The sequence below is a fragment of the Streptomyces sp. GMY02 genome (genome assembly GCF_019056675.1).
In the GTDB taxonomy this organism is placed as follows: Bacteria; Actinomycetota; Actinomycetes; order Streptomycetales; family Streptomycetaceae; genus Streptomyces; species Streptomyces odonnellii.
Genome location: NZ_CP077658.1, coordinates 2,938,130 through 2,951,511, shown reverse-complemented (window position 1 = coordinate 2,951,511; position 13,382 = coordinate 2,938,130). Strand labels below are relative to the sequence as shown.

At 70.3% G+C, this 13,382-nt stretch carries 11 protein-coding genes and 1 pseudogene; 6 read left to right on the top strand and 6 right to left on the bottom strand.

Annotated elements, in window-relative coordinates; translation table 11 throughout:
* Positions 1 to 127 precede the first annotated feature (127 nt).
* Positions 128 to 1,822, bottom strand: a complete 1,695-nt coding sequence (locus KQY30_RS12255; protein ID WP_217306849.1) for a fumarate hydratase — start codon at positions 1,820 to 1,822, stop codon at positions 128 to 130.
* A gap of 226 nt (positions 1,823 to 2,048) precedes the next feature.
* On the opposite strand from KQY30_RS12255, the gene KQY30_RS12250 reads away from it, so the two are divergent.
* Both KQY30_RS12250 and KQY30_RS12245 read left to right on the top strand, forming a co-directional pair.
* Positions 2,049 to 2,732 (top strand): DUF1707 domain-containing protein, encoded by a 684-nt coding sequence (locus KQY30_RS12250; protein ID WP_217306848.1) that lies wholly within the window; start codon positions 2,049 to 2,051, stop codon positions 2,730 to 2,732.
* Between the two features lie 185 nt (positions 2,733 to 2,917).
* Complete coding sequence (locus KQY30_RS12245) at positions 2,918 to 3,286, top strand: WhiB family transcriptional regulator (RefSeq protein WP_046507567.1); 369 nt, start codon at positions 2,918 to 2,920, stop codon at positions 3,284 to 3,286.
* 294 nt (positions 3,287 to 3,580) lie between these two features.
* Here the strand turns inward: KQY30_RS12245 and glpX are convergent, their stop codons facing one another.
* Entirely contained in the window at positions 3,581 to 4,612 is a 1,032-nt protein-coding gene (gene glpX, locus KQY30_RS12240) for a class II fructose-bisphosphatase (protein WP_217306847.1), read from the bottom strand.
* A gap of 123 nt (positions 4,613 to 4,735) precedes the next feature.
* Between glpX and KQY30_RS12235 the strand changes: the two genes are divergently transcribed.
* Positions 4,736 to 5,320 (top strand): DUF4245 domain-containing protein, encoded by a 585-nt coding sequence (locus KQY30_RS12235; protein WP_254407090.1) that lies wholly within the window; start codon positions 4,736 to 4,738, stop codon positions 5,318 to 5,320.
* A gap of 491 nt (positions 5,321 to 5,811) precedes the next feature.
* Here KQY30_RS12235 and KQY30_RS12230 read toward each other — a convergent pair whose 3' ends face one another.
* Both KQY30_RS12230 and xseA read right to left on the bottom strand, forming a co-directional pair.
* Positions 5,812 to 6,054, bottom strand: a complete 243-nt coding sequence (locus KQY30_RS12230; protein ID WP_217306846.1) for an exodeoxyribonuclease VII small subunit — start codon at positions 6,052 to 6,054, stop codon at positions 5,812 to 5,814.
* Between the two features lie 75 nt (positions 6,055 to 6,129).
* Positions 6,130 to 7,339, bottom strand: a pseudogene (xseA, locus tag KQY30_RS12225) (exodeoxyribonuclease VII large subunit).
* Positions 7,340 to 7,610: 271 nt separating this feature from the next.
* Between xseA and KQY30_RS12220 the strand changes: the two are divergent.
* Both KQY30_RS12220 and ppgK read left to right on the top strand, forming a co-directional pair.
* Positions 7,611 to 8,657: a 4-hydroxy-3-methylbut-2-enyl diphosphate reductase gene (locus KQY30_RS12220; RefSeq protein ID WP_217306845.1), complete on the top strand. Its 1,047-nt coding sequence runs from the start codon at positions 7,611 to 7,613 to the stop codon at positions 8,655 to 8,657.
* A gap of 120 nt (positions 8,658 to 8,777) precedes the next feature.
* Complete coding sequence (gene ppgK / locus KQY30_RS12215) at positions 8,778 to 9,515, top strand: polyphosphate--glucose phosphotransferase (protein ID WP_302185312.1); 738 nt, start codon at positions 8,778 to 8,780, stop codon at positions 9,513 to 9,515.
* Positions 9,516 to 9,610: 95 nt separating this feature from the next.
* Here ppgK and KQY30_RS12210 read toward each other — a convergent pair whose 3' ends face one another.
* The gene (locus KQY30_RS12210; protein WP_254407089.1) at positions 9,611 to 10,183 is read right to left on the bottom strand and encodes a DUF6542 domain-containing protein; all 573 of its coding nucleotides are present in this window, start codon (positions 10,181 to 10,183) and stop codon (positions 9,611 to 9,613) included.
* Positions 10,184 to 10,734: 551 nt separating this feature from the next.
* Between KQY30_RS12210 and ychF the strand changes: the two genes are divergently transcribed.
* Positions 10,735 to 11,823, top strand: coding sequence for a redox-regulated ATPase YchF (gene ychF / locus KQY30_RS12205; RefSeq protein WP_046503869.1), 1,089 nt, complete (start codon positions 10,735 to 10,737; stop codon positions 11,821 to 11,823).
* Positions 11,824 to 12,231: 408 nt separating this feature from the next.
* Here the strand turns inward: ychF and KQY30_RS36375 are convergent, their stop codons facing one another.
* Positions 12,232 to 13,236, bottom strand: a complete 1,005-nt coding sequence (locus tag KQY30_RS36375) for a hypothetical protein (RefSeq protein WP_254407088.1) — start codon at positions 13,234 to 13,236, stop codon at positions 12,232 to 12,234.
* Between the last annotated feature and the right edge of the window lie 146 nt (positions 13,237 to 13,382).

The window sequence follows — 13,382 nt, the reverse complement described above, 5'->3', positions numbered from 1 at the left end:
CTGGGAGAGCGTCCGGCAGGCCCGCTGTGTTCCCGGGACATTCCCACGAAAGTGTTCGTTCCCACGAAAGTGTTACGGCGAAGAGGACGTTGTGCGGAGCACCGGGTGACGAGGCCCGGGTCCGGTGTCAGGCGAGGCCGGGGCCGCGCACCGGGATGGAGGTGAACGTGGGCGCCGGGGCCGGCTCGGTGAAGAAGTCGTTCCCCTTGTCGTCCACGACGACGAACGCGGGGAAGTCCTCCACCTCGATCCGCCAGACCGCCTCCATGCCCAGCTCCTCGTACTCGACGACCTCGACCTTCTTGATGCAGTCCTGCGCGAGCCGCGCCGCCGGGCCGCCGATCGAGCCGAGATAGAAGCCGCCGTGCGCGGCGCAGGCGTCGGTGACCTGCTTGGAGCGATTGCCCTTGGCGAGCATCACCTTGGAGCCGCCGGCCGCCTGGAACTGCTCCACGTACGAGTCCATCCGGCCCGCCGTCGTCGGGCCGAACGACCCCGACGCGTACCCCTCGGGCGTCTTCGCCGGGCCCGCGTAGTACACCGGGTGGTCCTTCAGGTACTGCGGCATCTCCTCGCCCGCGTCCAGCCGCTCCTTGATCTTGGCGTGCGCGATGTCCCGGGCCACGACCAGCGGTCCGGTGAGCGAGAGCCGGGTCTTGACCGGGTACTTCGTCAACTCGGCGAGTACTTCGTCCATCGGACGGTTGAGGTCGATCCGTACGCTGCGTCGATCAGCGGCTTCGCCGCGGGCACCGCCCGCCTGGTCCAGGTGCTCGTCCGTGGTGTCGGGGAGGAAGCGCGCCGGGTCGGTCTCCAGTTGCTCCAGGAAGACGCCCTTCGCGGTGATTTTCGCGACGGCCTGGCGGTCGGCCGAGCAGGAGACGGCGATCGCGACCGGCAACGAGGCGCCATGGCGCGGCAGGCGCACCACCCGTACGTCGTGGCAGAAATACTTGCCGCCGAACTGCGCGCCGATACCGATCCGCTGGGTCAGTTCGAAGACCTTCTGCTCCAACTCCTTGTCACGGAAGCCATGACCCATCGGAGAGCCCTCGGACGGCAATTCGTCCAGATAGTGTGCGGAGGCGTACTTCGCGGTCTTGAGCGCGAATTCGGCGGACGTGCCGCCGACGACGATCGCGAGATGGTAGGGCGGGCACGCGGCCGTCCCGAGGGAGCGGATCTTCTCCTCCAGGAACTTCATCATGGAGGTTTCGTTGAGAACCGCCTTGGTCTCCTGGTACAGGAACGACTTGTTGGCGGAACCGCCGCCCTTCGCCATGAAGAGGAACTTGTACGCGCCGCCGTCCGTCGCGTACAGCTCGATCTGCGCGGGCAGGTTCGAGCCGGTGTTCTTCTCCTCCCACATGGTGAGCGGAGCCATCTGCGAATAACGCAGATTCAGCTTGGTGTACGCGTCATAGATGCCGCGCGAAAGGGCTTCCTCGTCACCGCCCCGCGTGAGTACGTTCTGTCCGCGCTTGCCCATCACGATGGCCGTACCGGTGTCCTGGCACATGGGGAGAACGCCCGCGGCCGCGATATTCGCGTTCTTCAGGAGATCGAGCGCCACGAACTTGTCGTTCGACGACGCCTCGGGGTCGTCCACGATCCTGCGGAGCTGGGCGAGATGGGCCGGGCGCAGATAGTGCGAGATGTCGTGCATCGCCTCCGCGGCCAGGGTGCGCAGCGCCTCGGGCTCGACCTTGAGGAACGTACGCCCGTCGGCCTCGAAGGTCGAGACGCCCTCGGCGGTCACCAGCCGGTACGGCGTGGTGTCCTCGCCCAGCGGAAGCAGATCGGAGTACGCGAACTCTGGCATTGCGGCCATTCCTCACTCGACAGACGGCGGCGCGGCCTCCATTGGCGGCGCGGCCTCCAGCGTAGGGCGCCGCACTGACAGCGCACCTGTGAGGTCAGGTGTGAGGTAGCGCTCAGTCGGCGGCGCCCACCGGCTCGCCCGGTCGCGTGGGCGGCCGTGCGGTTCGCCCGGACTTGTCTCCCGCACCTACTAGTCGCGATCTATCGCGTTTCGCTACCCTGGCTCCGTGGACCTCGAAAAGCACCCCCAGAAGCCGGCTGTGCCGGCGGAGCCCGCCGGTATGCGGGCCTCCGACGCCGACCGGGACCGGATCGCCGACATCCTCCGGGAGGCCCTGGCGGAGGGCCGCCTGGACGCCGAGGAGCACGGAGAGCGGATCGACGCCGTCTACCGGGCCAAGACCCTGGGCGAACTGGAGCCGCTCGTACGGGACTTGCCCGCGGCCGGCCCCGGCGGCAGGCCGGCCGCCCCGGCCGCGCACTCGTCGGCGGCGTACGGATACGGCCCGGAGGACCCCACCGCGCCCGCCGAGAATCTGGTCGCGGTCTTCAGCAGTTCGACCCGCAAGGGGCGCTGGCGCATCGGCCGTAGGACCAACGCCTTCGCGCTCTTCGGCAATATCGAGATCGATCTGACCGAAGCACTCTTCGGACAGCGCGTCACGGTGATCAACGCGACGTCCATTTTCGGCAATGTCGAGGTCCGCGTCCCCGAGAACATCTCGCTGCGCGGCAACGGCACGGGCATCTTCGGCAATTTCGAAGTCCTCACCCTGGAGGCCCCCGACGTGGACGCCCCGGCCGTCGTCGTGAACGGATACTCCGTGTTCGGCAATGTGGAGGCCAAGCCGAAGCGCGGCAAGCGGGTGGCGGACCTCCGCGACCGGCTCCGTAAGCACCTCGGCCACTGAGCCCGGTTAGCGGCCCGGGCACTGGTTTTTTCCGGCCAAAGGCGACCGCCGGTGATTGAACGTCCGGAATTCAGGGCGGTGTTCCGCACTCCGAACTCGGTGCCACGCAGTGCTTAGGAGCGCGCACAGCGGGTAGGGAAAGCTGCATCGTCTCTCGCTCGCGAAGCCGTCGTCAGGAGTAGACCGTGCTGCAACTGCCGCATCAGCCCCTGCAGGTCGCCGCCGTACCGTCCCAGCGGAGTCCCGCTCGGGAGGATCAGGCCGGCCCCTGGCATTCGGAGGCGGTGTGCCGTCGGGACGAAGCCGCGTTGTTCTTCGCCCCATCGAAGGAGCCGACAGCCGCGAGGCTGGCGCGGGAAGAGGCCGCGAAGCGGGTCTGCGCCCGCTGTCCGGTCATGGTGGACTGCCGGGAGCACGCGCTGCTCCAGCCCGAGCCGTACGGAGTGTGGGGCGGGCTGACGGCGGCCGAGCGCCGGGTGGTGCTGGCCCGCCGGAGACGGCGTGAGGTGGAGCTGCGGAAGGCCGCGGCGGCGGGCGAGCGGATCGCCGGCTGACCGGCCGCACGGCCGTCTCGTATCCCCTCGTGACCACGCAGTCCCGTACTCCCGTACGTCTGTAGTCCCGTACGTCTGTACTTCCGCGGTCCTGGCGCGCACGCGGATTCGGATACGGAGAGGGCGCCCCGCCGCACAACGGGGCGCCCTCTCCGATGTCCGCGTCCGCCCGGTGGCTTGCGCGCCCGGGGGCCCGCGCCTGCCCGGCGGCCTGCGCGTACCCGGCCGATGGCGCCTCCCGGCCGCTCGCGCTTGCCCGGCGGCTTGCGCGTGCCCGGACGTGCGCCGGCGCGGCTACTTGGCGCGGTCGAAGTCGATCGTGCTGTAGGCCCTGAGCTTCGACAGCCGGTGGGTCGAGTCGATCTGCCGGATCGTGCCCGACTTGGAGCGCATGACCAGTGACTGGGTGGTCGCGGTCTCCGAGCGGTAGCGCACCCCGCGCAGCAGCTCGCCGTCCGTGATGCCGGTGGCGACGAAGAACACGTTGTCGCCGCTGACCAGGTCGTGGGTGGACAGCACGCGGTCCAGATCGTGCCCCGCGTCGATCGCGCGCTCCCGCTCCTCCTCGTCCTTGGGCCAGAGCTTGCCCTGGATCACGCCGCCGAGGCACTTTATGGCGCACGCCGAGATGATCCCCTCGGGCGTACCGCCCACGCCCATCAGCAGATCGATCCCGGTGCCCTCGCGCGCGGCCATGATCGAACCGGCCACGTCGCCGTCGGAGATGAACTTGATCCGGGCCCCGGTCTCCCGGATCTCCTTGACGATGCCCTCATGGCGGGGCCGGTCGAGTACGACGACGGTGACGTCCTCGGGCGAGGAGCGCTTGGCCTTCGCGACCCGGCGGATATTGACGGCGACGGGCGCGTCGATGTCGACGAAGTCCGCCGCCTCGGGCCCGGTCACCAGCTTGTCCATGTAGAAGACCGCGGACGGGTCGAACATGGTGTTGCGGTCGGCGGCGGCCAGCACCGCGATGGCGTTGGGCATGCCCTTGGCGTTGAGGGTCGTGCCGTCGATCGGGTCGACCGCGATGTCGACCTCGGCGCCGGTGCCGTCCCCGACCCGTTCGCCGTTGTACAGCATCGGGGCCTCGTCCTTCTCGCCCTCGCCGATGACGACCACGCCGTTCATCGACACCGTGGAGACAAGGGTGCGCATCGCGTTCACCGCGGCGCCGTCCGCGCCGTTCTTGTCACCGCGCCCGACCCACCGGCCGGCCGCCATCGCGGCCGCCTCGGTGACACGGACCAGCTCAAGGGCGAGATTGCGGTCGGGTGCCTCGGGAGACACCTCAAGCGGGGGAGGCAGGTGATGTTCGGTCATCGGATCGCACCTTTCTGTACGGCGACGGCCGGAAAAGAGGGTGATACGACTGTATCCGCACCCCGCCATATTGAGCAGAGGGGCCCACGGATGAGCGGGCAGCCCTGATGCGACGATGGTGGGGTGGCAGGTATGCGAGGCAGGCAGACGGTGCGGGACATGTTCCTGTCGATGGCGGTCATCGGGGTCGTTGTCGCGGGCATCTATGTGTTCATTCCGCATGACGACAAGGCGGTCCCGGTCAAGGCGGTCGACTACCGCGTCGAGCTGCTGACCGCGCGCCGCGCCGCGCCGTATCCGGTGCTGGCGCCGGCGGGCCTGACCGGTGCGTGGAAGCCGACGTCCGTCTCGTACAGCGCCCAGGACGGCGACGCCTGGCACCTGGGCTTCCTGGACCCGGACGGGGAGTACGTCGCGGTCGAGCAGTCCACGGAGCCCGCGCGGAAGTACGTGCCGGAGGTCAGCCAGCAGGCGGCCGACACGGGCAGGTCCCAGCAGGTGGCGGGCGAGGCCTGGCGGCGCTGGGAGGGGCCGAAGTACGACGCCCTGGTCCGTACGGAGGGCAGGGCCACGACAGTGGTGACAGGCACGGCCTCGTACGAGCGGCTGGCACAGATGGCGGCGGCACTGGACCCGGGCCCGCAGCAGGAGCCGGGGGCCGGGCCGGGGTCGGCATCGGCATCGGCGGAGCCTCAGCCGACGTCCTGACCTGTACGACTGGGGGGCCGCGGTTCTCCTGGGGGATGGCGCCGCCGACGACACGCCGCTGATCACCGCGGACATTGGGCGGGCCGACGGGGACGCGTGGTCCCCGAGTGGCCTGCGGCTCGGCTTGGACGAGGCCGCCACCGCGGCCCGAGCCCGCTACAGGCCGCGCGGCCGGGTCCCGCTTCCGGGCCGGGCTCCGATCGGCCCAGCTTCCGGATCGCACTCCGACCGGCCGCGCATGGCCCGGGGCCCCGTTTCCGGACCGGCTCCGCCAGGCCGCGTGCGGCCCGGGTCCCGCTTCCGGCCTGTACGCCGACCGGTCGCCACGCCCGGGGTCCCGCTTCCGGCCTGCGCTGCGACCTGCCCCGCTGGGCCCCGCCGCGTTCCGACAGGCCGCGCGCCCCCAGGCCCCGCTTCCGGGCCGCGCGCCGACAGGCCCCGCCAGGCCCGGGCCCCACTAGGCCCGGTCCGCGCCCCTGGGGCCGTCCCCCTCAGCCCTCGTCCTCGTCCGCCCGTTCCTCGGCCCCCTTCTCGTCGGCCAGTGACGCGTCCAGTCGCGCCCGCGCGCCCTCCAGCCAGTGGCGGCAGATCTTCGCCAGCTCCTCGCCCCGCTCCCAGAGCGCCAGCGAGTCCTCCAGGGACGTGCCGCCCGCCTCCAGCTTGCGTACGACCTCGATCAGTTCGTCCCGCGCCTGCTCGTACCCGAGCACGGCCGCGTTGTCCGTACCGGCCATCTCATTCACTCTCCGTACCCGCGCCCGTGCGCGCTCCGACCCGCTCCGCCCGCGGTCCCGCGGCCCGCGCCGCGCTCACCGCGCGACCCGTACCGTGAACTCGCCCTCCGCCACCCGCGCCCGCAGCTCCTCCGCCGGGGCCACCTCCTCCGGGGACCGTACGACCGTCCCGTCCGGCCGCTGAAGCACCGCGTACCCCCGCTCCAGCGTCGCCGCGGGCGACAGCGCGACCACCCGCGCCAGGGTGTGCGACAGCTCCGAGTCCGCGCGGTCCAGGAGATGCCGCAGCACCCGCCGGCTCCGGTCGGCCAGCGCCGCCACCTCCGCCGACCGCTCGTCCACCATCCGGTGGGGCCGCTCCATCACGGGCCGGGCCAGCGCGTGCGCCAGCCCGCGCTCCTCCCGGTCCAGCAGCCCCCGTACGCTCCGCAGCGCCCGGTCGCGCAGCGCCTGGACCCGGTCCAGCTCCTCCCCCGACGTCCGGCACGATCTTCTTCGCCGCGTCCGTCGGAGTCGACGCCCGGAGATCCGCCACCAGATCCAGCAGCGGCGCGTCCGGCTCGTGCCCGATCGCGGAGACCACGGGCGTACGGCACGCGGCCACCGCCCGTACCAACTGCTCGTCCGAGAACGGCAGCAGATCCTCCACGCTGCCGCCGCCGCGCGCCACGACGATCACATCCACCTCGGGCAGCGCGTCCAGCTCCTTCACCGCCTGGACGACCTGCGCCACCGCGTTGACCCCCTGCACCGCCGTGTTGCGCACCTCGAAGCGGACCGCGGGCCACCGCCGCCGCGCGTTCTCCAGCACATCGCGCTCGGCCGCCGACGCCCGCCCGCAGACCAGACCGATGAGCTGCGGGAGAAACGGCAGCGGCTTCTTGCGGTCGGCGTCGAACAGCCCCTCCGCGCCCAGGGCCTTCCTCAACCGCTCCAGCCGCACGAGCAGTTCACCGATCCCGACCGGCCGTATCTCCGTGGCCCGCAGCGAGAGCTGCCCCCTCGGCGCGTACCACTCCGGCTTGGCCTGCACCACGACGCGCGCGCCCTCGGACACCACATCCGCGATCGCGTCGAACACCTGCCGGTAGCAGGTGACGCTCACCGAGATGTCGTACGACGGGTCGCGCAGCGTCAGGAAGACCACCCCCGCGCCGGGGCGGCGCGAGAGCTGGGTGATCTGCCCCTCGACCCAGACCGCGCCGAGCCGGTCGATCCAGCCGCCGATGAGCCGCGACACCTCGCCGACCGGCAGCGGAGCGTCCGCGGATGTGTGGAGAGCCATACCGAGGAGCGTATCCGCCGCCTACGACATCACTCCGGAATCGGGCCGGAGGCCGGGGGCGGGGGCCGAGGGTCCGGAAACCTGGGGCCCGGGTCCGGGGGTCCGGGGCCTGCGGCCCGGCGGACGCTGTGAGCACGGCTTTCCCGACTGCTTTCCGGACTGCCTTCCCCCGGCGGCCAGTTCCGGCCGTGCACCTCTTCTGTGCGGTACGTCCAGTCCACGGGGGAAGCGGGAACTTCCGCGCCTTCAGGGCGGCCTTACGATGGGACACATGACTGCCACGTCCCGTCCGTCGCCCGCCCCCGCCCCCAGCGGAGACGCTGCCCCCCGTGGAGACGCCGCGAGCCGCACCGGCAAACGCGTCCTCCTCGCCGCTCCCCGGGGCTACTGCGCGGGTGTCGACCGCGCCGTGATCGCCGTGGAGAAGGCCCTTGAGCAGTACGGGGCGCCCGTCTACGTCCGTCATGAGATCGTCCACAACAAGTACGTCGTGCGGACCCTGGAGAAGAAGGGCGCGATCTTCGTCGAGGAGACGGCGGAGGTGCCCGAGGGGTCGATCGTGATGTTCTCGGCGCACGGAGTCGCGCCGACCGTCCACGAGGAGGCGGCGACGCGGCGGCTGGCGACCATCGACGCGACCTGCCCGCTGGTCACCAAGGTCCACAAGGAAGCCGTACGGTTCGCACAGGAAGACTACGACATCCTCCTGATCGGCCACGACGGCCATGAAGAGGTCATCGGCACCACCGGCGAGGCCCCCGACCACATCACCCTGGTCGACGGCCCGGACGATGTCGCGAACGTCCAGGTGAGGGACGAGTCGAAGGTTGTCTGGCTCTCCCAGACCACCCTTTCCGTCGACGAGACGATGGAGACGGTCGGCGCGCTGAAGGAGAAGTTCCCCCAGCTCATCTCGCCGCCCAGCGACGACATCTGCTATGCCACCCAGAACCGTCAGACTGCGGTCAAGCAGATGGGCGCGGCGGCCGATCTGGTGATCGTGGTGGGCTCCAAGAACTCCTCCAACTCGGTACGGCTGGTCGAGGTCGCCCTCGGCGCCGGTGCCGGCGCGTCCCATCTGGTCGACGGCGCCGAGGAGATCGACGAGGCCTGGCTGGAGGGCGTCACCACGGTCGGCCTCACCTCGGGCGCGTCGGTCCCGGAGGTACTGGTCGAAGGTGTTCTGGAGTGGCTGGCACAGCGCGGCTTCGAGGATGTCGAGATCGTCAAGGCGGCGGAGGAGTCGATCACCTTCTCGCTCCCCAAGGAGCTGCGGCGCGACCTGCGCGCGGAGGCGGCGGCTCTCACGGAGAAGTGAGGAGAAGTGAGCGTACCGGCGGTACGTACGGTGTGAACGTACGGGGGAGAGGGGGCGCGGCGGGTTCATGGGCCGTTCCCCCGGAAGTCGGTGTCGGTGTCTGGCCGTAACGTTGTGTCCATGAACGTCTTCGGAGTGGACATCGGCGGCTCGGGCATCAAGGGCGCGCCCGTGGATCTGGAGCGGGGCGATCTCGCCGAGCCGCGGCACAAGGTACTGACCCCGCACCCGGCGACGCCCGAGGGTGTCGCCGATGGTGTGGTCGAGGTCGTACAGCACTTCGGCTGGTCGGGTCCGGTCGGCATCACCTTCCCCGGGGTGGTCACGGGATCCGTCGTCCGTACGGCCGCGAATGTCGACAAGTCGTGGATCGATACGGACGCGGGCCAACTTCTCAGCGACAGGCTGGGCCTGCGGGTCACGATTCTGAACGACGCGGACGCGGCGGGCGTGGCCGAGATGGCCTTCGGCGCCGGGCGCGGCCGGAAGGGCACGGTCTTTCTGCTGACCTTCGGTACGGGCATCGGCAGCGCCCTGTTCGTCGACGGCAAGCTGGTGCCCAACACCGAGCTGGGCCATCTGGAGCTGCACGGCCACGAGGCGGAGAAGCACGCGTCGTCGAAGGCCAAGGAGGACGCCGAGCTGAGCTGGCACCACTGGGCGCATCGCGTGCAGAAGTATCTGGAGCATGTGGAGATGCTGTTCTCGCCGGAGCTGTTCATCATCGGCGGCGGCGTGAGCCGCAAGGCGGACAAGTTCCTGCCGCTGATCAAGGGGGTCAGGGCGGAGATCATCCCGGCGGAGCTGCAGAACAACGCGGGGATCGTGGGCGCGGCGATGATGGCGTCGGGGAGGTAGGGGCGACTGCCCCCGGTGGGCGGGCGGCACGGGGCCGGGCCTGAGGCGGCGAGGCGAGGCGGGACGCGGTTACGTGATGTGGGTACGTGGCGTGGCTAGCCGCGGCGGACGGCTCGGTACGCGGTGGCTCCGTTGGCCTGGGTCCGGGCCGTACGAGTCGCACGAGTCGTAGGAGCCGTACGAGATGCCGGCCCGGCGTCGCGCAGCGCCCCGGCGTCCCGGAGCGCGGCCGCGTCCCGGGCGCGCTGGCGGTGCGCCATCTCCCGTACCTTCCGTACGGTGGCGATCAGCCCGGCGACGAGCGTGCCGCCGTACAGCCACCCCGCGTGCACGGCCAGCGCCGTGACCAGCGCCATCGCGTGCCCGCCGAAACCGCCGGGGCTCTCGGCGAGGGGGAAGACGCCGACCGCGAAGGCGATCGGCACGCTGATGGGGGCGGTCACCAGATCGGCGGTGCGGACCCAGAGCGCCGTCACCGCGCTGACCGGCAGGAACAGCACCCCATACACCAGAGGTGCGCCATCGAGCAGAAGCCGGTCCAGAAAGGCGATGCTCAGCATGGTCGCGGCGGCGAACAGCCCGGCGCCGAGCCCGGTGAACCGTGGATTGGGAAGCCGGCGCAGCTTCCGCAGGTTCCCGGATTTCGGCAGGCCCCGGGGCTTGCGCAAGCCCCGGGGCCTTCGCGTGTCCCGGGATTTCCGGGCTTCGCGGGCTTCCCGGAGCTTTCGCAACTGGTGCACGACGGGGCGTACGCGCCGCCGGGGCGCGGTGGGCAGCCGGTACACGCCGACACGTTCGGTTACGGCGCCCTGCGGGGGGTGCGGGCGCTGCTGCGGCGGCCGGCGCCCGGGCTGACGTGTCCTGTGCTGCTCCACCGCTCCAACGTAGGTGGCACGTGGGGAGGAATCAGGCGATGGACACGCTCTTTGGGTGACCTTGGCGTTGCGTTCGACGTCACCGGGCACGGCGTGTGGTGCCCAGGACCCGTCATCGGCCGCCGCGGCCCGCCCGTAAACTGGGCAATCGGCCCCCGGGCCGGAACAGGCAGGACCGGCCGCCGGGACCGGGCCACGAGGCCACAGGCCGTCAGCGGGACCGAACAGGCCCCGGCGCCCGGCCTCCGGCCCAGCTCAGCCCATCCGCATCACCGTCCACGTTCAGTCCTCGCCAGTCCCCTACTCCTCTACTCCTCTCCTCCTCACTCCAGGAAGTCGCCACCGTGTCGCTCACGATCGGAATCGTCGGCCTGCCGAATGTCGGCAAGTCGACCCTGTTCAACGCCCTGACCAAGAACGACGTGCTGGCGGCCAACTACCCGTTCGCCACCATCGAGCCCAACGTCGGCGTGGTCGGGGTGCCGGACCCGCGGCTGAACAAGCTCGCGGAGATCTTCGGCTCCCAGCGGATCCTTCCCGCCACGGTCGACTTCGTCGACATCGCCGGTATCGTGCGCGGCGCCTCGGAGGGCGAGGGCCTGGGCAACAAGTTCCTGGCGAACATCCGTGAGTCGGACGCCATCTGCCAGGTCATCCGGGCCTTCAAGGACGAGAACGTCGTCCACGTCGACGGCAAGGTCTCGCCCAAGGACGACATCGAGACGATCAACACCGAGCTGATCCTCGCCGACCTCCAGACGATCGAGAAGGTCCTCCCGCGTCTCCAGCGCGAGTCGCGGATCAAGAAGGAGGTGCTGGGCCAGGTCAAGGCGATCGAGGAGGCCCAGGCCATCCTGGAGACCGGCGAGACGCTCTTCTCCGCGGGCATCGTCCAGGGCACGGAGAAGGCGGAACCGCTGCGTGAACTGCACCTGCTCACGACCAAGCCGTTCCTCTACGTCTTCAATGTCGACGAGGAGGAGCTGACGGACGACACCTTCAAGGACGAGCAGCGCGCCCTGGTCGCCCCCGCCGAAGCGATCTTCCTCAACGCCAAGCTGGAGTCCGACCTCGCCGAACTGGACGACGAGGAGGCCCTCGAACTCCTCCAGTCGGTGGGCCAGGAAGAACCGGGCCTCGCCACCCTCGCCCACGTGGGCTTCCGCACCCTGGGCCTCCAGACGTACCTCACGGCAGGCCCCAAGGAATCCCGCGCCTGGACGATCAAACAGGGCGCCACAGCCCCCGAGGCCGCCGGCGTGATCCACACCGATTTCCAGAAGGGCTTCATCAAGGCCGAGGTCATCTCCTTCGCCGACCTCCTGGAAACAGGCTCGGTCCCAGAAGCCCGAGCGGCCGGCAAGGCCCGCATGGAGGGCAAGGAGTACGTGATGCAGGACGGCGACGTGGTCGAGTTCCGCTTCAACGTGTAGTTGAGGGGGTGGTGGGCCGTCTGACCTGCGGCAGAGCGGGTTGGGCGGCCTTCGACAGGCCGCTGCGGCTGAGGAAGCCTTCCGCCACCTCCCAGACGGGTTACCAGCAGGCCGCTGTAGGTGGGCACCCAGCGAGAGTTCGACAGCGCGGAGCACCTCGCCGAGATCCTCAACTGGCGCATCACGGCTCAGCCGAACCTGCGGACGCAAGCGGTTCGCAAGCCAAGTACGGTCAGCGGCACGTCGTCCTTGTCCGCCACGCCAAACCCGCCGGCCACACCAGTGGACGATCGATCCCAGCCAGGCTCCTTACGAAGGGGCCGGTGATGCGGAGACCGCCGCACCCCGTGCGACATGTTCCCCGCGGGAACAGCCGACGCGTTCCGACGGGGAACGCCCGACTCGTTGTCAGGACCACGGGTCATCACAGTTTTCGACGTCAGGCATGCCGGGGTGCAGCATGGTGCGCAGGCAGCGGTGAAGGCCGCTGCCTCTGGCGGTCTCGACCGCGCGCATCCACGGCAACGGCGCCATCAACCGGGCTGTCTGGTCGGTAGCGAGGTTGTTCAGCATGGCGTGCAGTTCGTCCGTGACCGGTCGGTCGGTGAGGCACATCCACCCCAGCGCCGCGCTCACGCGTACCTCGGGCGGTTGTGCGGGGTCGGCCCAGCGGGCCCGCATCCACACCACCGTCCCCTGGTCCTGGTGCGCCCGGGCCAGCTCCGCGATCGCCAGGACCAAGCCCGCGCGTGAGGCCGGGGTGTGCTCGGCGAGCAGGCGGGAGTGGAACGCGGTGAGGATGTCCTGCGCGCGGTCGGAGGCGGCCGCCAGCGCGTATGCGGTGGCGGTGCGCACTGCGGGGTCGGGGTCGTCGAGCAGGGGCAGGAGAAGATCGGTGTCCGCTGCGATCGCCTCGCGGGCGGCCTGCACCGACCAGTTCTGCAGGTAGCCGGTGACCTCGAAGGACCATTCGTCATCGCCGCGAAACCGCAGCATGTCGGCACGGGTGCACACGCCCTGGTGCCGCATGCGCGCCACCTCGCCCACCACGGTCAGGGCCTCGGCATGGTGGCGTTCCTCCGGATCGGTACCCATTCGAATCAGGAAGGGTACCGTCGGCGCGGCCGCGGCCCTCATGTCGTTCGCGCACAGGCCGAACAGCGTGCCGAGCGCACTGGCAACGGCGGCGGCGTCGCCCGAGCGCAACCGCCCCATGGCCTCGTGGACCCTGGCCCCCTCCGGGAAGCGGTCCCATGGCACCTCCTCAAGCAGAAACCCGTCCTTGGCGCTCGGACGGATGCCCGCCACCACCGCGCGAACGTCAAGAGGCCCACCCACTTGGTCGAGCGGATCCCCGTCCACGAACGCCCGCACCACCGCCTGGTACGCCGGGTCGATTTCCCACGAATTCACCCAGCAACCTTTACGACGGCTCCTACGGCCCGACGGCACGATGCCGGAGGAAGGAGTCGAATCACGCAGCTGATCATGCCAGTCGCCACAGACAGCACGCCGCGGCCAGCCAGCCTGGATGTGCCTCTGATGGCGCATCGCGATGC